This is a genomic window from Burkholderia sp. IT-111MI5, from assembly GCF_949752865.1.
Lineage (GTDB): Bacteria > Pseudomonadota > Gammaproteobacteria > Burkholderiales > Burkholderiaceae > Burkholderia > Burkholderia pyrrocinia_C.
Genome location: NZ_CATKIF010000055.1, coordinates 44310 through 67218, shown reverse-complemented (window position 1 = coordinate 67218; position 22909 = coordinate 44310). Strand labels below are relative to the sequence as shown.

The following is a 22909-nucleotide window of genomic DNA, read 5'->3' as shown; positions in this document are numbered from 1 at the left end:
GGGGTATTTTAGAACCTCTGCGCGCGGACGGCGGACACGATTGATGGTCCGCCAGCCGTGCCTCGAATCAACGGGAGTGCTCGTGAATCCGACCGAATCCGACGAACTGCGCGACGAACCGCACGCCGAACCGCGCGGCGCGATCGAGCTGTCCGTGCGCCGCACGCGCGGCGGCGCCGTCGAAACCGCGCACGACTACGTCGGCCAGGAATGGCCCGTCGCACTCGTCTTCAACGGCATCTCGCACGCGGTGATGATGTGCACGCCGTGCGACCTCGAAGCGTTCGCGGTCGGCTTCGCAATCTCGGAAGGGATCGTCGCGCGCGGCAGCGACATCAAGGACATCGAGGTGATCCTGCACGCCGACGCGCCGCTGCCGCATGCGGAAGTCCATCTGGAAGTCGTCCAGCAGGCATTCGCCGCGCTGAAGGACCGGCGCCGCGCGCTCGCGGGGCGCACCGGCTGCGGCGTATGCGGAATCGAAAGCATCGACCTGCTCGACCTCGCGCCCGAACGCGTGCCCGACACGGGCTTTCTCGCGCGCCTCGCGCCCGACGCGCTGGCGCGCGCGGCACATGCGCTGCCGGCCCACCAGGCGCTCACGCAGCTCACGGGCGGCCTGCATGCGGCCGCATGGTGCGACGCAACAGGCGCGATCCGGATCGCGTTCGAGGACGTTGGCCGCCACAACGCGCTGGACAAGCTGATCGGCTCGCTCGTGCTGTCGCGCGCCGACGCGACCGACGGCTTCGTGTTCCTGTCGAGCCGCGCGAGCTACGAGCTCGTGCGCAAGGCCGCACGGGTCGGCATCCCGATGGTCGCAACCATCTCCGCGCCGTCGTCGCTCGCGATCGAGATCGCAAAGGCGGCCGGTTTGCGGCTCGTCAGCTTCTGCCGCGAAACCGGCCACGTGGATTACGGCACCGCGTGAGCGCTCGCGGCGGGCACCTTGCCCGCCGGTTCGGGAACCGCGCCCCCCAGTTCGTCCGCGGCGGCCGGCGGGAGCGCGTCGCATGCCGCGTCGCTCGTCCGGTTTCCGAGGTAGTCCGTCCAGAGCTTGCGGTCGGTGTCATAGAGCTTGCAGCGGCGCGCCGTGTCGAAATACCAGCGCCAGCTGAAGCGCTGCACGACGATCCGCCCGGGCAGCATGTCTTCCAGTTTTGACTGCGCGGGCTTGAGCCGGTACAGCGGCACGCTCATGTCCACGTGATGCGCCGTGTGCTCCATGATGTGGTGCAGCAGGCCGCCGATACCGAACGGGAACGTCAGGTGCAGCGTGGTCGACACGAACGGCGCGGCATTCGACCATTCCGCGCGGTTCGCGTGCCACGCGATGCGCGGATCGGTGTGATGGACATACACGACGAAGCCGATCATCGAGCACCAGAACAGGAACGGCACGAGCACAGCGGTTGCGAGCAGCAGCGCGATGGGCTGCCCTGTCGCGATCGCCACCCAGACGACGGCGGCGATCCACACGGCCGCGAAGCCCGTCACCAGCAGGCAGTCGCGCCGGAATACGGGCCGCGACGCACCGACATAGGTCCTGGTCGGGAAATACATCCGCAGCCACCAGATCTCGACGAGATAATAAAGCCCCGGCGCCCAGCCGCTTCGGTAGACGCGATCCAGCAAGCGGCGCACCGGCGACAGCGCGGCGTATTCCGCCGGCGTATGCGGCGCCCACACGAAGTCAAAGCCCTTCAGGTTCGTATAACCGTGGTGCACGACGTTGTGCCCGACTTCCCACAGGCTGTATGGCGTCAGCGACGGCAGGAATGCGATGCGGCCGAGCCAGCGGTTCAGCCGGCGATCGGGCGTCAGGCTCTGGTGACACGCGTCGTGCCCGATGATGAAGAGCCGCCCGGTGATGAAGCCGGCGGCCATCCCGCAGACGATCTTGCCGATGATCGACGGAATCAGCAGCGCGCCGGCGAACGCCGCGAACAGCAGCAGGTAGTCGAGCACGAGCAGCGCGATCGGGCGCACGATCTCGCGCGTGGCGAACGGCACGAGCCACGCGCGGATGACCTTGCGATGCGGGATCGGCTCGTCGGCACGAACCGGGGTCTGGGAATCGTTGTTGATCATGATGCGCAAAGGCGCGCGAACCGCACGCCCGAAAGGAACAAAGCCGTGCTGCGGGCACGGCGCGGAAGGGCGGGCCAAACCACGGCCCGGGCCGGTTAACGCGACATCATGTTCATGCTGACGTTGTGCATCACCCACAGCGTCCCGAAGATCAGGATCAGCGCAGTGAGCACCGTGTAGCTGAACGCCATCACGTTCCAGCGCTGGCTGGACGACGTGTTCATGTGCAGGAAGCACACGAGGTGCACGAGAATCTGCACGAACGCGAGCACCGCGAGCGCGATGAGCGCCGCCCTCGGCGCCAGCACGCCGCCCGTCACGAGGCCGAACGACGCGGCCGTCAGCAGCACCGACAGCACGAAACCGACGACGTAGCCGCCGGCCGTGCCGTGCGCTTCATCGTGGTGGATGAGTTCCGAATGAGCCATTTAGATCACGCCCGCGAGATAGACGAAGGAGAACACGCAGATCCAGACGATGTCGAGGAAGTGCCAGAAGAGGCTCAGGCAGGTGAGGCGCCGGAAGTCGCGTTCCGTCATGCCGGGGCCACGTGCGATCTGCACCACGAGCACGACCATCCACAACAGGCCCACCGCCACGTGCAATCCGTGCGTGCCGACCAGCGCGAAGAACGCCGACAGGAACGCGCTGCGCTGCGGGCCCGCGCCTTCCGCGATCAGGTGCGAGAACTCGCGCAGTTCCATCGCGAGAAACGCAGCGCCGAGCACGAACGTCACCGCAAGCCAGACGAACACGGTGCCGCGCCGGCGGCGCTGCGCGCCGAGCATCGCGAAGCCGTACGTGATGCTGGACAGCAGCAGCGCGGCGGTCTCGAGTGCGACGCCCGGGATATCGAACAGGTCCTTCGCGGTCGGCCCGCCCGCAAACTGGTGGCCGAGCACCGCGAACGTCGCAAACAGCGACGCGAAGATCACGCAGTCGGTCATCAGGTACAGCCAGAAGCCGAACACCGAATGCGACGGCGGATGGTGGTGCGCCGCCGGTTGATGGCCGGCGCCCGCGAGAGATTGATACGACATCAGTTCGCCTCCAGTTCGGCTTGCGGCGCCGGTGTGCCGATCCGCACGCCCGCGCGTTGTTCCTCGATCGTGCGGACGGTATCCGCCGGAATGTAATAGCCGTCGTTGTCCTGTGCGCTGTACAGCACCACCGTCGCGACGATGCCGACGAGCGCGGCAATCGCGAGCCACCAGATGTGCCAGACGAGTGCGAAGCCGAGCATCAGGCTGAAGAGGCCGACGAAGAAGCCCGCACTCGTGTTCGACGGCATGTGGATGTCCTGGTACCTGACGTTCTTGCCGAGACCGAGCCCGAGGCCCTTCGCCTTGCGATACGCGAGCTCGTCGAGTTCATGAACGTTCGGGATCACCGCGAAGTTGTAGACGGCGGGCGGCGAACTCGTCGCCCATTCGAGCGTGCGGCCGTTCCACGGATCGCCCGTCGCATCGCGATACTGCGGCTGGTTGCGATTGCGCCAGCCGACCCACACCGATGCGACCTGACACAGCACGCCGAGCGCGATCAGCGCGACGCCGAACGCGGCGGCGACCAGCCACGGATGCCAGGCCGGGTTGTCGTAGTGGTTGAGCCGCCGCGTCATGCCCATGAAGCCGAGCACGTACAGCGGCACGAACGACGCGTAGAAGCCGAGGAACCAGCACCAGAAAGCACGCTTGCCGAACTTCTCGTCGAGCCGGAAACCGAACACCTTCGGGAACCAGTAATGCACGCCCGCGAAGTAGCCGAACACGACGCCGCCGATGATCGCGTTGTGGAAGTGCGCGATCAGGAACAGGCTGTTGTGCAGCACGAAGTCCGCGCCGGGAATCGCCATCATCACGCCGGTCATGCCGCCGAGCGTGAACGTGACCATGAAACCGATCGTCCACAGCACGGGCGCCGTGAATTCGATGCGGCCGCGGTACATCGTAAACAGCCAGTTGAAGATCTTCACGCCGGTCGGAATCGCGATGACCATCGTCATGATGCCGAAAAACGCGTTGACGTCCGCACCGGAACCCATCGTGAAGAAGTGGTGCAGCCACACGAGGAACGCGAGCACCATGATCACGCACGATGCATAGACCATCGTCCGGTAGCCGAACAACGGCTTCTTCGCGAACGTGGCGATGACTTCCGAATAGATGCCGAACGCGGGCAGCACGAGGATGTACACCTCCGGATGCCCCCATGCCCAGATCAGGTTCAGGTACAGCATCGCATTGCCGCCGGCATCGTTCGTGAAGAAGTGCATGTCGAGGTAGCGGTCGAGGCCCAGCAGCGCGAGCGCGACCGTCAGGATCGGGAACGTGGCCATGATCAGCACGTTCGAGCACAGCGCGGTCCACGTGAACACCGGCATCTTCATCAACGTCATGCCCGGCGCGCGCATCTTGATGATCGTCACGAAAAAGTTGATCGCCGTGATCAGCGTGCCGACGCCCGAGATCTGCAGCGCCCACAGGTAGTAGTCGACGCCGACACCCGGGCTGAACTGCAGCTCCGACAGCGGCGGATACGCGAGCCAGCCCGTCTGCGCGAATTCGCCGATCACGAGCGAGATGTTCATCAGGATCGCGGCCATCGCCGTCATCCAGAAGCTCAGCGAGTTCAGGAACGGGAACGCGACGTCGCGCGCGCCGATCTGCAGCGGCACGATCAGGTTGAAGAACGCGACCAGCAGCGCCATCGCCATGAAGAAGATCATGATCACGCCGTGCGCGGTGAAGACCTGGTCGTAATGATGCGGCGGCAGGTAGCCGGGGCCGTTGTACGCGAGCGCGAGCTGCACGCGCATCATCACGGCGTCCGCGAAGCCGCGCAGCAGCATCAGCACCGCGACGACCAGGTACATCACGCCGATCTTCTTGTGATCGACGGACGTCAGCCATTCGCTCCACAGCCATTTCCATCGGCCGGTGACCGTCAGCGCGGCGACGATGCCCAGCACGACGAGCCCCATGAAGGCGCTCGCCCCCATGATGATGGGCTGGTCGAACGGGATCGCCGATAGTGTGAGTTTGCCGAACATGCGTTACCCCTTCGTCGTGCAGGCGGCGTCCTTCGGGTCGAGGGCGTGGCCGTTGTTGTATTTCGCGATGATGTTGTGAAAGAGCTTCGGATCCACCGACGAGAAGTAGCGCACGGGCGCCTTCTCGCTCGGCTGTGCGACCGCGCCGTAGGCGGTCATGTCGAGCCGGTCGGACGACGCCTTCACCTTCCGCACCCACGCGTCGAACTGCTCGCGCGGCTCCGCGAGCGTGCGGAACTTCATGTCGGAGAAGCCGCGGCCGCTGTAGTTGGCGGACACGCCCGCGTAGCTGCCCGCCTCGTCGGCGATCAGGTGCAGGCGCGTCTGCATGCCGGCCATCGCATAGACCTGGCTGCCGAGCTGCGGGATGAAGAACGAGTTCATCACCGAGTCCGACGTGATGCGGAAATTCACCGGCGTGCCGACCGGAATCGCGAGCTGGTTCACCGACGCGATGCCGAGCTCCGGATAGATGAACAGCCACTTCCAGTCGAGCGCGACAACCTCGACATCGATCGGCTTCACCGACGATTCGAGCGGCTTGTACGGGTCGAGCTCGTGCGTCGTCCGCCACGTGAGGATGCCGAGGAACAGGATGATCAGCGTCGGCACCGTCCAGATCACGACTTCGATCGCGGTCGAGTGCGACCAGTTCGGCGCGTAGGTTGCGTTGCGGTTCGACGCGCGGTAGCGCCACGCGAAGTAAAGCGTCAGCAGGATCACCGGCACGACGACGATCAGCATCGCCCACGTCGCCGTCGCGATCAGCGATTTCTCGGCGACGCCCACCGCGCCCTTCGGATCGAGCACGTGAAGGTCGCTGCAGCCGGCGAGTGCCGCCAGCAGCCCGATGGCGGGCGCCGCACGCGCTCCGCCGGTGATTCGTCCGATCATTGTTCGTTCGCCTGATTGTCGTTGAGAAGAGCCGGCCGCATGCCGTCATCGCGCGACGCATCCGGCCGCGGCGACCTGTGCGCGAACTGTACGGAAAATTGCCGCAGTGCAACTTGACGGCGGACAAGCTTTGCCGAGGTGAGCCGGAACCGCCCCGAGCGGGGCGAATCGGGACGCCGGCACCCGCGCACGATTGCCGGCGATGGCCTATGGCGCAACGGATAGGGAGCCGTCGCTCAAGCCCCGCGGATGGCGGGCGGCAATGGCGAAACGGGAAACATGACGGCGCCGCACCGCGACACGAGAGACGCCGACCGCGGCATCACGCCACGCCATCGTCGACACCGACGCGCGTTGTGAGTGCAGTACGGCAGCAGAACGGCGCAGGGGAACGCGGAACGCCGCGCGAACGCGCAGCGGCGCAGGTTCGAGCCGACGCGTCGATTGACGCATCGGCCGTGAAGACCCAACGCAAGCCGCGCGGTCGGCGGCTCGCGCGGGCTAGCGTGGCCGCCTCGGACGGTGAAGGAATCCGGGGCGGCAACGCACGGGGGCCCGGTGTCAGTCGAACTGACGGAAATCCGGCTTGCGCTTCTCGAAGAACGCGGTCATCGCCTCGCGCGCTTCCGGCGCGCGCAGCATCGCGGAGAAATGGCCCGCCTCTTCGGCCATCCGCGCGGCGGTCGCCACGCCGCCCGTATCCTTCAGCAGCGCCTTCGTCACGCGCAGCGACGACGCCGGCAGCGCCGCGAGCTTCGCCGCCTGCTTCGCCGCGAACGCGTCGAGCTCGGCGGCCGGCAGCACGCGGTTGACGATGCCGATCCGGTGCGCTTCCAGCGCATCGAACGCCTCGCCGAGCAGCAGCTTCTCCGCGGCGACCTGATGGCCGGCCAGGCGCGGCAGCAGCGCGCTCGATGCGGCTTCCGGGCACAGCCCGAGCTGCGCGAACGGCAGCGAGAACGTCGCGGTGTCGGCCGCATAGACGAGATCGCAGTGCAGCAGCATCGTCACGCCGACGCCGACCGCGATGCCCGGCACCGCGGCGACGATCGGCTTCGGTGCACCACTGATCCGCGCGAGAAACTGGAACACCGGCGCGTTCTCGTCCTTCGGCGGCGCCTTCAGGAAATCCTCGAGATCGTTCCCCGAGCTGAAATTGCCGTCGCCGCCGCGCAGCAGGATCACGCGGACCGCCTTGTCTTCCTGCGCTTCGGCGAGTGCGTCGGCCATCGTCTGGTACATCGCCGCCGTCAGCGCGTTCTTCTTCGCCGGGCGCGCGATCGTGATCGTCATCACGCCATCGGCGCGTTCCACTTGAATTTCGGCCACAACCGTCTCCTTTGACTTTCCTCTATCGGAATGAAAAAACGGTGCGCGAGCTCGTGGCCCGCGCACCGTCGTCGCTTTTCGTCGCGTCCCGCTTACAGGCGTTCGATGATGCCCGCCGCGCCCATGCCGGTGCCGACGCACATCGTGACCATCCCGTACTTCAGGTTGCGGCGGCGCAGGCCGTGCACGACGGTCGCCGCGCGGATCGCGCCGGTCGCGCCGAGCGGGTGGCCGAGCGCGATCGCGCCGCCCAGCGGGTTGACCTTCGACGGGTCGAGGCCGAGATCGCGGATCACCGCCAGCGATTGCGCGGCGAACGCCTCGTTCAGCTCGATCCAGTCGAGATCGTCCTGCTTCAGGCCCGCGGCCTTCAGCGCGGCCGGAATCGCTTCCTTCGGACCGATGCCCATGATTTCCGGCGGCACGCCGCGCACCGCGAAGCTCACGAAGCGCGCGAGCGGCGTCAGGTTGAACTCCTTGAGCACCTTCTCCGACACGACGAGCAGCGCACCGGCGCCGTCCGACGTCTGCGAGCTGTTGCCGGCCGTGACCGAGCCCTTGTTCGCGAACACCGTGCGCAGCTTCGCGAGGCCTTCGAGCGACGTGTCCGCGCGCGGGCCTTCGTCGAGCGCGATCTCGCGCGTCTTCACGTCGACTTCGCCGGTCGCGAGGTTCGGGAAACGCTCGGTGAGCGTGTATGCGGCGATCTCGTCGTTGAACTCGCCGGCCTGCTGCGCGGCGAGCGCCTTGCGGTGCGACTCGACCGAGAACGCGTCCTGGTCCTCGCGGCTCACCTTCCACTGGTCGGCGACGCGCTCGGCCGTCAGGCCCATCCCGTACGCGATGCCGAAGTCTTCGTTACGATCGAAGATGTGCGGCGACATCGACGGCTTGTTGCCCATCATCGGCACCATGCTCATCGATTCGCAGCCGCCCGCGAGCAGCGCATCCGACTCGCCGACACGGATGCGGTCGGCCGCCATCGCGAGTGCCGTGATGCCCGACGCGCAGAAGCGGTTGACCGTCACGCCGCCGACCGTCTGCGGCAGGCCCGCGAGCAGCGCGCCCATCCGCGCGACGTTCAGGCCCTGCTCGGCTTCCGGAATCGCGCAGCCGATGATCGCATCCTCGATCAGCTTCGTGTCGAAGCCGGGCACCTGCGCGACCGCCGACCTGATCGCGTGGACCAGCAGCTCGTCCGGGCGCGTGTTCTTGAATACACCGCGCGGGGCCTTGCCGATCGGCGTGCGGCTGGCGGCGACGATGTATGCGTCTTGCAATTGTTTGCTCATTTCAGACTCCTTGTCCGCTCTGTCCGCTCGCTCAGTTACGCACCGGCTTGCCGGTCTGCAACATGCCCATGATCCGTTCCTGCGTCTTCTGCGTGCCGAGCAGCTCGACGAACGCGCGGCGCTCGAGCGCGAGCAGCCACTGCTCGTCGACGAGGCTGCCGGCTTCGACGTCGCCGCCGCACACGGCTTCGGCGATGCGGCTCGCGATCAGGTAGTCGTGCTCGCTGATGAAGCGGCCGTCACGCATGTTGACGAGCGATGCCTTGATCGTCGCGATCGCCGAGCGGCCCGCGACCGGCACGTCCTTCGCCCGCAGCGGTGCGCGGTAGCCGCTTGCGGCCAGTGCGCGCGCTTCCTTCTTCGCGGTGTCGAGCAGTTCGAACACGTTGAAGATGATCGTGTCGGACGGCTTCAGGTAGCCCATCGCACGCGCATCGTGCGCGGACGCCGACACCTTCGCCATCGCCGCGTTCTCGAACGACTTCGTGACGAACTTCAGGATGTCGGTGGTCGCGTTCGCGGCCGTGGCGGCATCCGCCGCGCGCAGCGCGGCTTCCTTCAGGCCGCCGCCCGCCGGCACGAGGCCGACACCCACTTCGACGAGACCGATGTAGCTCTCGACGTGCACGACGCGCTTCGCGCTGTGCAGCATCAGCTCGCACCCGCCGCCGAGCGCGATGCCCGACACGGCTGCAACGACCGGCACGTTCGCGTACTTCACGCGCAGCATGCCTTCCTGGAACTTCTTCACGAACGGCTCGATGCCCTTCGCGCCGCCCATCATGAACGCGGGCATCGCCTCTTCGAGGTTCGCACCGGCCGAGAACGGGCCGCCCGGCGTGCCGAGCTTCAGCGACGTCGGCTGCCAGATCACCACGCCCTTGTAGTCCTTCTCCGCGAGTTCGATCGCCTGCACGAGGCCGTCGATCACGCTCGGTCCGATCGTGTTCATCTTCGACTTGAACGACACGATCACGACGTCGTCCTCGCCCGCACGGTCGTCGACCCAGGCGCGCACCGCGTCGGTTTCGAACAGCGTCTTGCCGTACGTCTTCGGATCGGCACCGGTTTCGCCGAGCAACGGCGCACGGAACACCTGCTTGCCGTAGACCGCGAGGTCCGAACGCGGCACGAAGCGCTGCGCTGCCGGCGCCCACGAGCCTTCGGCCGTGTGCACGCCGCCCTGCTCGGCGACCGGGCCGTCGAGCACCCACGACGGCAGCGGCACGTTCGCGAGCGCCTTGCCGGCCGCGATGTCTTCCTGCACCCACTCGGCGACCTGCTTCCAGCCGGCAGCCTGCCAGCCTTCGAACGGGCCTTCGTTCCAGCCGAAGCCCCAGCGGATCGCGAGGTCGACGTCGCGCGCGTTGTCGGCGATCGACTCGAGATGCACGCCGATGTAGTGGAACACGTCGCGGAAGATCGACCACAGGAACTGCGCGTGCGGATGGTCCGTCTCGCGCAGCAGCTTCAGGCGCTCGGCCGGCGGACGCTTCAGGATGCGGCCGACGGTTTCGTCAGCCTTTGCGCCCGAATCGACGTAGGTGCCCGTCTTCGCGTCGAGCACCTTGATCGCCTTGCCTTCCTTCTTGTAGAAACCGCCGCCCGTCTTCTGGCCGAGCGCGCCCTGCTTCACCAGTTCGGCGAGCACGGCAGGCGTCTGGTAGACCGGGAAGAACGGATCGTCGGCGAGGTTGTCCTGCATCGTCTTGATCACGTGCGCCATCGTGTCGAGGCCGACCACGTCCGCGGTGCGGAACGTCGCCGACTTCGCGCGGCCGAGGCGGCTGCCCGTCAGGTCGTCGACTTCGTCGAAGCGCAGGCCGAACTTCGCGGCCTCGGTGATCACCGCGAGGATCGAGAAGATGCCGACGCGGTTCGCGATGAAGTTCGGCGTGTCCTTCGCGCGCACGACGCCCTTGCCGACGATGCTCGTCAGGAACGTCTCGAGCTGGTCGAGGATCTCCGGGCGCGTATGCGCGGTCGGGATCAGCTCGACGAGGTGCATGTAGCGCGGCGGGTTGAAGAAGTGCACGCCGCAGAAGCGCGCCTTCAGCTCGTCCGAGAAACCTTCGGACAACTTCGTGATCGACAGGCCCGACGTGTTGGTCGCGAAGATCGCGTTCGGCGCGATGTGCGGCGCGACCTTCTTGTACAGGTCGTGCTTCCAGTCCATCCGCTCGGCGATCGCCTCGATCACGACATCGCATTCGGCCAGCTTCGCGATGTCGTCTTCGTAGTTCGCCGCCTCGAGATACTTTGCGTCGTCCTTCACGCCGAACGGCGCGGGCGACAGCTTCTTCAGGTTCTCGATCGCCTTCAGCGCGATCGCGTTTTTCGGGCCTTCCTTGGCCGGCAGGTCGAACAGCAGCACCGGCACGCGCGCGTTGATGAGGTGCGCGGCGATCTGCGCGCCCATCACGCCGGCGCCCAGCACGGCGACCTTGCGAATCAGGAAATTGCTCACGGGATGTCTCCGGATAGTGTCGTGCAGCGCGGAATGTGAGGGCTGCACGGAGAAGTGAGTACCAGGAACCGTTGCGTTCGGGCGGTACGCATCGCGCACCGCCCGGACTCGCGTCAGAACAGCGATTCGTCGACTTCCATCAGCGTCTTCGAGCCGGCGCGCGCGGCGCGGATCGTCGATGCCGTCTCGGGCAGCAGGCGCGCGAAGTAGAAGCGGGCAGTCGCGAGCTTCGATTTGTAGAACGGATCGCCCGACGCTTCGTTGTCGAGTGCGATGCGCGCCATCCGCGCCCAGAAGTACGAGAACACCAGGTGGCCGACGGTGCGCAGGTACGGCACGGCGGCAGCGCCGACTTCGTCGGGGTTCTGCATCGCCTTCATGCCGATTTCCATCGTCAGCTTCTGCACCTTGTCGCCGATGTCGGCGAGCGGGTTGATGAACTCGGCCATTTCCGGCTTCACGCCTTCGGCTTCCGCGAATTCCGTGACGAGCTTGCCGAACTTCTTCAGCTTCGCGCCCATGTCGCCGAGCACCTTGCGGCCCAGCAGGTCGAGCGACTGGATCGAGTTCGTGCCTTCGTAGATCATGTTGATCCGCGCGTCGCGCACGTATTGCTCCATGCCCCACTCGGAGATGAAGCCGTGGCCGCCGTAGATCTGCATCGCGTGGTTCGTGCACTCGAACGCGTTGTCGGTCAGGAACGCCTTGATGATCGGCGTGAGCAGCGCGACGAGGTCGGCCGCTTCCTTGCGCACCGCTTCGTCGGCGTGCGACAGCTCCTTGTCGATCTGCAGCGCGGACCAGTACGTGAACGCGCGCGCGCCTTCCGCGTACGCCTTCTGCGTGAGCAGCATGCGGCGCACGTCCGGGTGCACGATGATCGGGTCGGCCGGCTTGTCCGGTGCCTTCGGGCCCGTCAGCGAGCGCATCTGCAGGCGCTCCTTCGCATACGCGAGCGAGTTCTGATAAGCGACTTCCGTGAGGCCGAGGCCCTGCGCGCCGACGCCGAGGCGGGCCGCGTTCATCATCACGAACATCGCGTTCAAGCCCTTGTTCGGCTCGCCGACCATCCAGCCCTTCGCGTTGTCGAGGTTCATCACGCAAGTCGAGTTGCCGTGGATGCCCATCTTGTGCTCGATCGAGCCGCACTTGATGCCGTTGCGCTCGCCCGGCTCGCCCGCTGCATCGGGGATGAACTTCGGCACGATGAACAGCGAGATCCCCTTCGTGCCCTGCGGCGCGTCCGGCAGGCGCGCGAGCACGAGGTGGACGATGTTCTCGGCCATGTCGTGTTCGCCGCTCGAGATGAAGATCTTCGTGCCGCTGATCGAGTAGGAGCCGTCGCCGTTCGGTTCGGCCTTGGTGCGCAGGATGCCGAGGTCGGTGCCGCAGTGCGGCTCGGTCAGGCACATCGTGCCGGTCCATTCGCCCGTCACGAGCTTCGGCAGGTAGGTCTTTTGCAGTTCCGGTGCGCCGTGTGCGTGCAGGCATTCGTACGCGCCGTGCGACAGGCCCGGATACATCGTCCATGCCTGGTTCGCCGAGTTCATCATCTCGTAGAGCGCGTTGTTCACGAACGCGGGCAGGCCCTGGCCGCCGTAGTCCGGGTCGCAGCCCAGCGCCGGCCAGCCGGCCTCGACGTATTGCCGGTAGGCTTCCTTGAAGCCGGTCGGGGTCTTCACGACGCCGTCGCCTTCATACGTGCAGCCTTCGCGGTCGCCGACCTGGTTCAGCGGGAACAGCACCTCGGAGCAGAACTTGCCCGCCTCCTCGAGGACCTGGTTGATCGTGTCGGCGTCGAGGTCCGCATGCTTGGGCATTTGCTTGACTTCGGCTTCGACGTTCAGAAGCTCGTGCAACACGAATTGCATGTCGCGCAGCGGCGCGGCGTACTGTCCCATGACTCTCTCCAAAGGTGGGCAAAACGGCTCGAGCTCCTGGCGGGCGGATCACGCGCCGCTAACGGCTCTCGCTCTGATACGAAACAATCGTCTTTTCCAGCGCGGCCCACGTGAGGCGCACGGCATCCGGCGAATGCAGGAAACGTGCGTCGTGATGCAGGCCGAGCGTGAAGCTGTACAACTCGAAGAGCATCAGGTCCGGATCGGTATCCGTGCGCAGATGCCCCTCTTCCATCGCCTGCGAAATGGCGCGCAGCAACGCGGCACGCCAGGCGGTCACGCTCGCGATCAACTGCTCGCGCACGGGGCTGTCCGGCCGGTCGTCGTACTCCACTGCGCCGCTGATGTAGATGCATCCAGTCGTCACCTCCTGAATGCGCTTCTCGATCCAGCGCGCCAGCATCGCCCGCAGACGCGGCAGACCGCGCGCTTCGCGCAGGCTCGGAAAGAACACCTCGTTTTCGAAACGATGGTGATACTCGCGGACGACCTCGACCTGCAGGTCCTCGCGCGATCCGAAGTGCGCGAACACGCCACTCTTGCTCATCTGCATGCGCTCGGCCAGCAGGCCGATCGTCAGCCCCTCCAGCCCGTCACGGCTGGCGAGGTCCAAAGCAGCTTCAAGTATCGCGGCACGCGTCTGTTCGCCTTTTCGCATAGCTATTTCTGTAACCGTTCGGGGGTTCGAATAAAATCGAACGGCCGTACTATTATTGAGTGCGGCCGCTCGCGAAACAAGGAAATTATTAGAAACCGGTGTCTAACCGAGCCGCTATTTTGCGCGATTCCGGCGGGACCGGAGCGGCTTTTCCGCACGAACGTGCGGATAGATTTTTTGAAGCGAACGCTTAGTCCGCGTCAGTCGTAACTGCCGACCGTCAGCGCCTTCATCACGACGCGATACACCGTATAGGCGAGCCAGTTCAGCATACGCTCGATGCGCGGGCGCGCGGCGAATCGCGCGGCGTCGATCTCCCGGCCGTCGGCGAACGCGGCCGCGATCGCGTCGCGCAGTTCGTTCGTGACCGAATCGTAGCGCACCAGCACGACGTTCGCCTCATTGTTCAGCATCAGGCTCAGCGCGTCCAGATTCGACGATCCGACCGTCGCCCAGTTGTCGTCGATCACGGCCACCTTGCCGTGCAGCATCGTCTTGTCGTATTCGGCAACGCGCACGCCCGCGCGCAGCAGCGTGTGATAGAGGAACGGCACGGCCGTATCGAGCGCCGCGAACTCCTTGCGGCCGATCAGGACCCGCACGTCGACGCCGCGTCGCGCGGCGCCCGTCAGCGCACGGCGCAGCTTGCGGCCGGGCATGAAATACGGATTCGCGACCAGGATCCGCTGGCGCGCCTGGCCGATCGCCGCGAGATAGGCCTTCTCGATCGCGCGGCGGTTCACGACGTTGTCGCGCGCGACGAACGCGACGCTCGGCTCCGTCACGACCCGCAGCGCGCCGGCCTTGATCCACCGGTGGCTGCGTATCCAGCGCCGGAACATGTCGGGGAACGCTTCGCCGCCATGCAGCCCGGCCGCGTACTGTGCGTACGGCTTGTGACCGAACAGGATCCGGTGCCACTGCAGCTCGAACGCGGCGCGCACGTCGGATACTGCCGGCCCCGCCATCTCGACCGCGAAATCCCAGCGCGGAAACGGCAGCGTCGTGCCGTTTTGCGCGTAGTCGTCGATGATGTTGATGCCGCCGCAGAACGCGGCCGCGTGATCGATCACCGCGAGCTTGCGGTGCGTACGCGAGAAGCCGAAGCGGCCGAACAGGAAACGGTTGTAGATGCAGTGCTCGACGCCGGCCTCTGCCCACATGTCGAACAGCGGCAGGCGCGCGGTGCCGACGCCGTCGGTGATCACGCGCACGCGCACGCCGCGCTGCGCCGCGCGGATCAGCGCATCCGATACCGGCCGGCCGGCCGCATCGTCGCAGAAGATATAGGTTTCGAGCATCACCTGCTCGCGCGCGGCATCGATCCGCTCGATCAGTGCCCGGAAGAATTCGCCGCCGCCCTCGCACAACCGCACCGTGTTGCCCGCCGTGAACGCGAGCCGCGACGCCGAGCCGCGTTCCTGCAGGAACATCTGCCGCAATTGCGCGAAGCGCTTGCGAGCCTCCGCAGTCATGCGGACGAGCCGTGCGGCGTGCGCGCGAGCGCGACGCGCACGGGCAATTGCAGGATCGCCTCGGCGTTCGACGGCGAGAAGCAGCGCGCGGCCGCCTCGCGGAACGGCAGCCACGCGTGATCCACATGCTCGCGCGGCGACAGCGTCACGTCGACGCGATGCGGCACGCACAGGCCGAACCAGTGCTCGGTGTTGCGCGTGACGCCCGGTGCGTAGCGGTGCAGGTATTGCGGATAGATCGTGTATTCGATCCGGTGACGCCAGTCGACCAGCGCGGTGGCCGGCACGTCCGGCGTGCCGACCGAGATACCGGTTTCCTCGGCCACTTCGCGCGCGGCCGTGACCGCGAGCGGCTCGTCGAGCGCGTCCTTCGATCCGGTCACCGATTGCCAGAAATCGGGCTGGTCGGCACGCTTGATCACCAGCACATCGAGGTCGGGCGTGTAGATCACGACGAGAACGGATTCGGGGATTTTCGGCGGCTTCGTCATCTTGGTTTCATGCGGCACGGGGCCGCGCGCCGGGCATGTGCTCCGAACGTGCGGCAAGTGCTGCGACTGTACCGCAAAAACTGAAAAAGGCGCATCGCTGCGCCTTTTTCAGTTGCGTCGTGTGCGCGTCGCCGCACACACGACCGGGTGCGAAAACGCGTTACGCCTTCGGCTGTTCCGGCTGACGCAGACGGATGTGCAGTTCGCGCAGCTGACGCTCGTCGACCGGGCTCGGTGCCTGCGTGAGCAGATCCTGCGCACGCTGCGTCTTCGGGAACGCGATCACGTCGCGGATCGAGTCGGCGCCGGCCATCATCGTGACGATGCGGTCGAGGCCGAACGCGATACCGCCGTGCGGCGGCGCGCCGTACTGCAGTGCGTCCAGCAGGAAGCCGAACTTCAGCTGAGCCTCTTCCGCACCGATCTTCAGCGCGCGGAACACCTTGCTCTGCACTTCCTCGCGATGGATACGCACCGAGCCGCCACCGATTTCCCAGCCGTTCAGCACCATGTCGTATGCCTTCGCGAGGCAGCGGCCCGGGTCGGTCTCGAGGTACTCGAGGTGCTCGTCCTTCGGGCTCGTGAACGGGTGGTGCGCAGCGACGTAGCGCGCATCTTCGTCGTCGTATTCGAACATCGGGAAATCGACGACCCACAGCGGCTTCCAGCCGGCCTGGACGAGGCCGTTCGCCTTGCCGAATTCCGAATGGCCGATCTTCAGGCGCAGCGCGCCGAGGCTGTCGTTGACGACCTTCGCGCGGTCGGCCGCGAAGAAGATGATGTCGCCGTCTTCAGCGCCGGTGCGCTCGAGGATCGCCGCGATCGACGCGTCGTGCAGGTTCTTGACGATCGGGCTCTGCAGGCCGTCGCGGCCCTTCGCCTTCTCGTTGACCTTGATCCATGCGAGGCCCTTCGCGCCGTAGATGCGCACGAATTCCGTGTAGCCGTCGATGTCGCCGCGCGACAGCTCGCCGCCCTTCGGTACGCGCAGCGCCGCGACCCGGCCGTCCTTCGCGTTGGCCGGCGTGCTGAACACCTTGAAGTCGACGTCCTTCATCGCGTCGGTCAGCTCGGTGAATTCGAGCTGCACGCGCAGGTCCGGCTTGTCCGAACCGAAACGCGCCATCGCTTCCGAGTACGGCATCACCGGGAACGTCGCGTCGAGCTCGACGTCGATCGTCGTCTTGAAGATGTGACGGATCATGTCCTCGAACAGGTCACGGATTTCCTGCTCGCCGAGGAACGACGTCTCGCAGTCGATCTGCGTGAATTCCGGCTGACGGTCGGCACGGAGATCTTCGTCGCGGAAGCACTTGGTGATCTGGTAGTAACGGTCGAAGTTCGCGACCATCAGCAGCTGCTTGAACAGCTGCGGCGACTGCGGCAGCGCGAAGAACTGGCCCGCGTTCACGCGCGACGGCACGAGGTAGTCGCGCGCGCCTTCCGGCGTGCTCTTCGTCAGCATCGGCGTTTCGATGTCGATGAAGCCCTGCTCGTCGAGGTACTTGCGCGCCTCGATCGCGACGCGGTAGCGCAGGCGCAGGTTGTGCTGCATCTGCGGACGGCGCAGGTCGAGCACGCGGTGCGTGAGACGCGTCGTTTCCGACAGGTTGTCGTCGTCGAGCTGGAACGGCGGCGTGACCGACGCGTTCAGCACGTTCAGTTCGTGGCACAGCACTTCGATCTTGCCGCTCTTCAGGCCGGCGTTGACCGTGCCGTCCGGACGGTTGCGCACGAGGCCCTTGATCTGCACGCAGAACTCGTTGCGCACGCCTTCGGCGGTCGCGAACATCTCCGCGCGATCCGGGTCGCACACCACCTGCACGAGGCCTTCACGATCGCGCAGGTCGATGAAGATCACACCGCCGTGATCGCGGCGGCGCTGCACCCAGCCGCACAGCGACACGGTTTGGCCCAGCAGGTGTTCGGTCACGAGACCGCAGTATTCAGTACGCATCGACATGATGTTTGCTTTCGTTCGGTTTGATCAACGGGTGCCGCAACGCGCGGCCCGGGCGATGATTCTTTACTTACAGCGGCGGCTCGACGGGGCGGCGGGCGGGCGCCGGAGCCGGCGCCGGGGGCGCCACGACGCCCATCGAGACGATGTACTTCAGCGCGGCATCGACCGACATGTCGAGTTCGATGACTTCGCTCTTCGGCAGCATCAGGAAGAAGCCCGACGTCGGGTTCGGCGTCGTCGGGATATACACGCTCACGTATTCTTCCGTCAGATGATTGAGCACGTCGCCGCCGGGCGTGCCGGTCAGAAACGCGATCGTATACGAGCCGCGGCGCGGGTATTCGATCAGCAGCGCCTTGCGAAACGCGTTGCCGCTGCTCGACAGCAGCGTGTCCGACACCTGCTTGACGCTCGTGTAGATCGGCCCGACCACCGGGATGTGGCGCACGACCGCATTCCACCAGGTGACGAGCTTCTGGCCGATGAAATTCCGCGTGGCCAGCCCGACGATGAAGATGAACGCGAGCGTCAGCACCGCGCCGATCCCCGGCAGGTGGAAGCCGAGCAGCCGCTCGGGCTGCCACGATTCGGGCAGCAGGAGCAGCGTCTGGTCCATCGTGCCGATGATGAGACCGAGCACCCACAGCGTGATCGCGAGCGGGACGAGAACCAGCAGGCCGGTCAGAAACACCGATTTCAGGGTCGTCTTTTTCATCATCTGCCGTCAATGAACCGCGCCGTCGGCGCGGGGTGGTCGCGGCCCGGCCGGGCCGCGACGGTCAACTGCTGGCGGCGGCGGGCGCTGCGGCCGGGGCCGGCGCGGCGCTCGTCGTCGTGCTTTCGGAACTGCTCGATGCAGCCGGCGCGTCCGCTGCGGGCGCGGCCGCCGCAGCGGCTGCCGGCGCCGCGTCGCCCGACGCCGACGCCGGTGCGCTGGTGCCGCCCGAACCGCCGCGGAAATCGGTGACATACCAACCCGAACCCTTCAGCTGGAAGCCCGCGGCAGTGACCTGCTTGCGAAACGCATCCTTCCCGCATTCCGGGCACTGCGACAGCGGCGCGTCGCTCATCTTCTGGAGCACGTCCTTCGCGAAACCACACGCTTCGCATCGATAGGCGTAGATCGGCATGATATTTTTCCCGCGGAAACTGGAAACGGCTTGCAAAACCTTGAATTATAGCCGAAACCTCGGCGCGCTCCGGCAACGGCCGTGACGCCCGCGCATCAGCGGCGGCGCCACGTGAGCCAGCGCTCGTGCCCTTCGAACACCGGCAGCGAATCGGTCACGGGCAAATCCTCGATCAGTTCGAAGTGCGGCGCGAGCAGCGCGTCGAGTTCGGCACGCTCGATCCCGAACGGCGGCCCTTTCGGTTTCGCCGTCAGGAAGAAATAGCCGGCCAACAATCCGCCTGCCGGCAGCAGCTCGGCCATCCGTGCCGCATAGTCGGCGCGCAGGCTCGGCGGCAGCGCGCACAGGAACGCACGCTCGTACACCCACTGCACGTCGAACGGCGGCCGGTACGCGAAGAAATCGGCCTGCTCGACGACGTCCGCATGCGCGCCGAGCTGCGCCTTCGCGACAGCCACCGCCTGCGCGGCGAAATCGATCGCACGCACGGGCCAGCCGGCCTGCGCGAGCCACCCGGCCTCCTGCGCACTGCCGCAGCCGGGAATCAGCACCGCGCACGGCTCGAGCCGGTGCGCGAACACGCGAAAGCCGTCCGGCACGCCGCCGAATTCCCACGGCGTCACGCCGCGCTCGAAACGCTCGTCCCAGAACGATGCGTTGCCGGGGTCGCGCGTCGCGAAATCGGCGGCCGCCGGTGCGGCCGGTTGCTTCGGATCGGACATCGCGCTGCTCCTTTCGGTCATGCGCCGTACGCGAGCGCCAGCAGCACGCGCGCGACGAGCGCCCCGACGCCGACGGCGAGGCCGAAGATCAGCAGCGCCTGCAGCAGCCGGTTCGTACGCTTCTGCTCGACGAGGACCTGACGCATCAGGTCCTCGCTCGCGGCACGCGGTGCGTCATGGCGCGCCGCCATCGCGTGATGGATCAGGCGCGGCAGTTGCGGCAGCGTCTTGCTCCACTGCGGCGCCTCGACCTTGAAACGCTCGTACCAGCCGCGCAGGCCGATCTGCTCGGTCATCCAGCGCTCGAGGTAAGGCTTCGCGGTCTTCCACAGGTCGAGTTCGGGGTCGAGCGAGCGGCCGAGCCCCTCGACGTTCAGCATGGTCTTCTGCAGCAGCACGAGCTGCGGCTGGATCTCGACGTTGAAGCGGCGCGACGTCGAGAACAGGCGCATCAGCACCTGGCCGAGCGAGATGTCCTTCAGCGCACGGTCGAAATACGGCTCGCACACCGCGCGGATCGCGCTTTCGAGCTCCTCGACGCGCGTCTCGGGCGGCACCCAGCCCGATTCGAGGTGGAGCGTCGCGACGCGGTGGTAGTCGCGCTTGAAGAACGCGAGGAAGTTCTGCGCGAGGTAGTTCTTGTCGAAATCGGACAGCGCGCCGACGATCCCGAAATCGAGCGCGATGTAGCGGCCGAACGTGTTCGGGTCGAGGCTCACCTGGATGTTGCCGGGGTGCATGTCCGCATGGAAGAAGCCGTCGCGGAACACCTGCGTGAAGAAGATCTCGACGCCTTCGCGCGCGAGCTTCTTGATGTCGACGCCGGCCGAGCGCAGCGTCTCGACCTGGCTGATCGGCACGCCGGTCATGCGCTCCATCACGAGCACCTGCGACGTCGAAAAATCCCAGAACATCTCGGGCACGAGCAGCAGGTCGAGGCCCGCGAAATTGCGGCGCAGCTGGCTGCCGTTCGCGGCCTCGCGCATCAGGTCGAGCTCGTCGTGCAGGTACTTGTCGAATTCGGCGACGACCTCGCGCGGCTTCAGGCGCCGGCCGTCGGCCCACATGCGCTCGGTCCAGATCGCGATGTCGCGCATCAGCGCGAGATCCGAATCGATCACGGACAGCATGTTCGGGCGCAGCACCTTCACGGCGACGGCCTTGCCCGCGTGCACACCCTGCTTGAGCTTCGCGAAATGCACCTGCGCGATCGACGCGCTCGCGATCGGCTCGCGCTCGAATTCGTCGAACAGCTCGTCGACCGGCGCACCGAGCGACTTCTCGATGATCGCGATCGCGACCGCCGAATCGAACGGCGGCACCTGGTCCTGCAGCTTCGCGAGTTCGTTCGCGAAATCGACCGACAGCAGGTCGCGGCGCGTCGACAGCACCTGGCCGAACTTCACGAAGATCGGGCCGAGGCTTTCGAGCGCGTGACGCAGCCGCACGGCGGGCGGATCGGAATAGCGGCGGCCGATCGTCGTGATCCGCAGCAGCAGCTTCACGCGCCGGTCGTCGATCCGGGACAGCATCACTTCGTCGAGGCCAAAGCGGATGACGGTGTAGACAATCTTGATGAAACGGAAAATGCGCATGCCCTGCGGCCCTCAGTGCGCGCCGCGCGGGCCTGAACCCGTGCGCGCGCCGATTTTTTGTTCGAGTCGCTCGACCCGCTTTTCGACCCGCGCGAGCGCATCGCGTGCGCGCGCCAGTTCGGCGTCGAAGCCGCCGAGCGCCGTGCGCCGGACGACTTGCGGATTCTCGTCGAGCCAGTACTCGGCGACGGAATCGAGCACGTTGCGGCCGGTACGTCGCGCGCGTGCGCCGGCATCGCGCACGACCGTCGCGATCCGGTGTGCCGCCGCGTCGCCGACCAGCTTCGCGAGATCTTCTTCCGGTTCCCAGCGCAGGTGCTCGGCAAGCTTCGCGATCTGCGTCGCGAACTCCGCATCGCCGTCGATCTTCACGTGCTTCATCACGGCCGCCTGGCCGCCCTGCAGGAACGCGGCGAGCGTGTCGCCCGCGAGTGCGATCGACACGTCGACCTGTTGCGCATCGTGCGCGTCGACAGCCGACAGATAGCCGTCGGGCTGCACCAGCAGCGTGAGCGTGACGGGGGGCACGTCGATCCGGGCAGTCTTGCCCGCATACGGAATCAGGCGGTCGCGCGCCCACGATTCGCGCGCGAGCAGGTGATTGACAGCAGCAGCAAAAGGCTTGGCGGCAAAGGTCATCGGGCTGGGAAAGAAAAAACCCGCGCAGGCCGGGCGCCCACGCGGGTTTCTATTGTAACGTCGGATCGTCGGCAGACCGTGCCCGACCGTACAGCCGGGCGGCAAGCGGTCGCAGTGCGGCGGCGCTCGCCCGGGCATCCGGCGGCGCGGGCCGCCGGTCACGCTCAGTGCGTGTTGAGTTGCTGGATGCCCGCGAGCAGCCAGCCCTGACTGCCCGACTTCGACAGGTTCCACACTTCGTCGAACGGCGCGGCCGACGCATTCGCCGATTCGCGGATCAGGCCGTGGAAGCGCACGCTCGCCGACTGCTCGATGCCGCGATCCTCGATCGCGACCAGTTCCGCGTCGAGCTGCACGACGTCGGTCTGGTTCGACTCGTTGCCGCGCGAATCAAGGTCGATCTTGATCTCGGCGAACATTTCGGGCGTCGTGAACTCGCGGATGTCGGCCAGGTTGCCCTGGTCCCACGCAGCCTGCAGGCGCACGAAATAGACCTTCGCGCTGCGCAGGAACGCTTCGGTGTCGAAGCCGGCCGGCACCTGGAGCGGTGCGGCCGAGGCCATCGCACCCGCTGCCGCGCCGGCAGCCGCGGCACCGCCGCCGAACACGCCCTGCGCTTCGTTCGCGTAGCTGCTGCCGCTGCCCGCCTGATTGCTGCCGGTGTTGCCCTGCTGGAACGACGGGCTTTGCGAGTAGCCGCCCGACGACGATGCCGAACCGCCGACCGAATACGCCGGCTCCTGCGAGCGACGGCGGTTCATGAACTTGCGTACCAGCCAGATGCCGATCATCGCGAGCAGCGCGATCACGATGATGTTCGACATCATGCCGGCAAACGCTTCGCCGAGACCGAAGTGCGACAGCAGCGCCGCGATGCCGAGACCGGCCGCGAGGCCGGCGATCGGCCCGAGCCAGCGCGAGCGGTTGGGCTGCGCGGCCGGCGCGGGCGCGGCCGGGTTGGCACGTTGCGCCTGCGACGGCGCGGCCTGCTGCATCGGCTGCTGCGCGGGCGGCGTGGCCTGGCGCTGCGTGACGGTGGAATTCTGGCGGCCGATGCTGCGCCCGCCACCCATGCGCCGGGCTTCGGCGTCGAGCGACGCGAACGTGCCGGCCGTGAGCAGGCCGACCATCAGCAGCGTGCCGACCCGTCGAGCCCACGGCTTCGACGGCTTGCTACGGTTGAACAACGAACGCGATTCGGACATCACTT

General features: G+C 66.5%; 20 protein-coding genes. 1 reads left to right on the top strand and 19 read right to left on the bottom strand.

The window, feature by feature from the left end; translation table 11 throughout:
• Nucleotides 1-76: 76 nt before the first annotated feature.
• On the top strand, nt 77-931 hold the full coding sequence (gene fdhD, locus ACM6JT_RS27490; protein WP_131947145.1) for a formate dehydrogenase accessory sulfurtransferase FdhD: 855 nt from the start codon (nt 77-79) through the stop codon (nt 929-931).
• Here fdhD and ACM6JT_RS27485 read toward each other — a convergent pair.
• The 19 genes from ACM6JT_RS27485 to ACM6JT_RS27395 all read right to left on the bottom strand — a co-directional run bounded on the left by ACM6JT_RS27485 (nt 916) and on the right by ACM6JT_RS27395 (nt 22904).
• Nucleotides 916-2091 (bottom strand): fatty acid desaturase, encoded by a 1176-nt coding sequence (locus ACM6JT_RS27485; protein WP_243564894.1) that lies wholly within the window; start codon nt 2089-2091, stop codon nt 916-918. The genes fdhD and ACM6JT_RS27485 overlap by 16 nt on opposite strands.
• A gap of 95 nt (nt 2092-2186) precedes the next feature.
• Nucleotides 2187-2519 carry a cytochrome o ubiquinol oxidase subunit IV gene (gene cyoD, locus ACM6JT_RS27480; RefSeq protein WP_034178992.1) on the bottom strand — a complete coding sequence of 111 codons (333 nt, stop codon included), beginning with the start codon at nt 2517-2519 and terminating at the stop codon, nt 2187-2189.
• Complete coding sequence (gene cyoC / locus ACM6JT_RS27475; protein WP_034178993.1) at nt 2520-3131, bottom strand: cytochrome o ubiquinol oxidase subunit III; 612 nt, start codon at nt 3129-3131, stop codon at nt 2520-2522.
• Complete coding sequence (gene cyoB, locus ACM6JT_RS27470) at nt 3131-5143, bottom strand: cytochrome o ubiquinol oxidase subunit I (protein WP_105391403.1); 2013 nt, start codon at nt 5141-5143, stop codon at nt 3131-3133. Before cyoB ends, cyoC begins: the two co-directional genes overlap by 1 nt.
• Before the next feature lie 3 nt (nt 5144-5146).
• Complete coding sequence (gene cyoA / locus ACM6JT_RS27465) at nt 5147-6037, bottom strand: ubiquinol oxidase subunit II (RefSeq protein WP_034178995.1); 891 nt, start codon at nt 6035-6037, stop codon at nt 5147-5149.
• Between the two features lie 561 nt (nt 6038-6598).
• Nucleotides 6599-7366 (bottom strand): enoyl-CoA hydratase, encoded by a 768-nt coding sequence (locus tag ACM6JT_RS27460; RefSeq protein ID WP_131947142.1) that lies wholly within the window; start codon nt 7364-7366, stop codon nt 6599-6601.
• Between the two features lie 92 nt (nt 7367-7458).
• Entirely contained in the window at nt 7459-8658 is a 1200-nt protein-coding gene (locus tag ACM6JT_RS27455) for an acetyl-CoA C-acyltransferase (RefSeq protein ID WP_034178997.1), read from the bottom strand.
• Between the two features lie 31 nt (nt 8659-8689).
• The gene (locus tag ACM6JT_RS27450; RefSeq protein WP_034178998.1) at nt 8690-11125 is read right to left on the bottom strand and encodes a 3-hydroxyacyl-CoA dehydrogenase/enoyl-CoA hydratase family protein; all 2436 of its coding nucleotides are present in this window, start codon (nt 11123-11125) and stop codon (nt 8690-8692) included.
• A 113-nt stretch (nt 11126-11238) separates the two neighbouring features.
• On the bottom strand, nt 11239-13026 hold the full coding sequence (locus ACM6JT_RS27445) for an acyl-CoA dehydrogenase C-terminal domain-containing protein (protein WP_034178999.1): 1788 nt from the start codon (nt 13024-13026) through the stop codon (nt 11239-11241).
• Nucleotides 13027-13084: 58 nt separating this feature from the next.
• Nucleotides 13085-13684, bottom strand: a complete 600-nt coding sequence (locus tag ACM6JT_RS27440; protein ID WP_034179000.1) for a TetR/AcrR family transcriptional regulator — start codon at nt 13682-13684, stop codon at nt 13085-13087.
• 200 nt (nt 13685-13884) lie between these two features.
• On the bottom strand, nt 13885-15159 hold the full coding sequence (gene clsB, locus ACM6JT_RS27435; protein ID WP_034179001.1) for a cardiolipin synthase ClsB: 1275 nt from the start codon (nt 15157-15159) through the stop codon (nt 13885-13887).
• Entirely contained in the window at nt 15156-15650 is a 495-nt protein-coding gene (gene nudB, locus ACM6JT_RS27430; protein ID WP_243564899.1) for a dihydroneopterin triphosphate diphosphatase, read from the bottom strand. Before nudB ends, clsB begins: the two co-directional genes overlap by 4 nt.
• A gap of 160 nt (nt 15651-15810) precedes the next feature.
• Entirely contained in the window at nt 15811-17613 is a 1803-nt protein-coding gene (gene aspS, locus ACM6JT_RS27425) for an aspartate--tRNA ligase (protein ID WP_034179002.1), read from the bottom strand.
• A 67-nt stretch (nt 17614-17680) separates the two neighbouring features.
• A complete protein-coding gene (locus ACM6JT_RS27420) occupies nt 17681-18331 on the bottom strand; it encodes a DUF502 domain-containing protein (protein ID WP_034179003.1) in 651 nt (216 codons plus the stop codon).
• A 61-nt stretch (nt 18332-18392) separates the two neighbouring features.
• Nucleotides 18393-18743 (bottom strand): FmdB family zinc ribbon protein, encoded by a 351-nt coding sequence (locus ACM6JT_RS27415; RefSeq protein WP_131947138.1) that lies wholly within the window; start codon nt 18741-18743, stop codon nt 18393-18395.
• 95 nt (nt 18744-18838) lie between these two features.
• Nucleotides 18839-19465 carry an SAM-dependent methyltransferase gene (locus tag ACM6JT_RS27410; RefSeq protein WP_414857689.1) on the bottom strand — a complete coding sequence of 209 codons (627 nt, stop codon included), beginning with the start codon at nt 19463-19465 and terminating at the stop codon, nt 18839-18841.
• A 17-nt stretch (nt 19466-19482) separates the two neighbouring features.
• Nucleotides 19483-21060 carry a ubiquinone biosynthesis regulatory protein kinase UbiB gene (gene ubiB, locus ACM6JT_RS27405; protein WP_034179005.1) on the bottom strand — a complete coding sequence of 526 codons (1578 nt, stop codon included), beginning with the start codon at nt 21058-21060 and terminating at the stop codon, nt 19483-19485.
• Between the two features lie 12 nt (nt 21061-21072).
• On the bottom strand, nt 21073-21699 hold the full coding sequence (locus tag ACM6JT_RS27400; RefSeq protein WP_034179006.1) for an SCP2 domain-containing protein: 627 nt from the start codon (nt 21697-21699) through the stop codon (nt 21073-21075).
• 164 nt (nt 21700-21863) lie between these two features.
• Nucleotides 21864-22904 (bottom strand): Tim44 domain-containing protein, encoded by a 1041-nt coding sequence (locus tag ACM6JT_RS27395; protein WP_034179007.1) that lies wholly within the window; start codon nt 22902-22904, stop codon nt 21864-21866.
• Between the last annotated feature and the right edge of the window lie 5 nt (nt 22905-22909).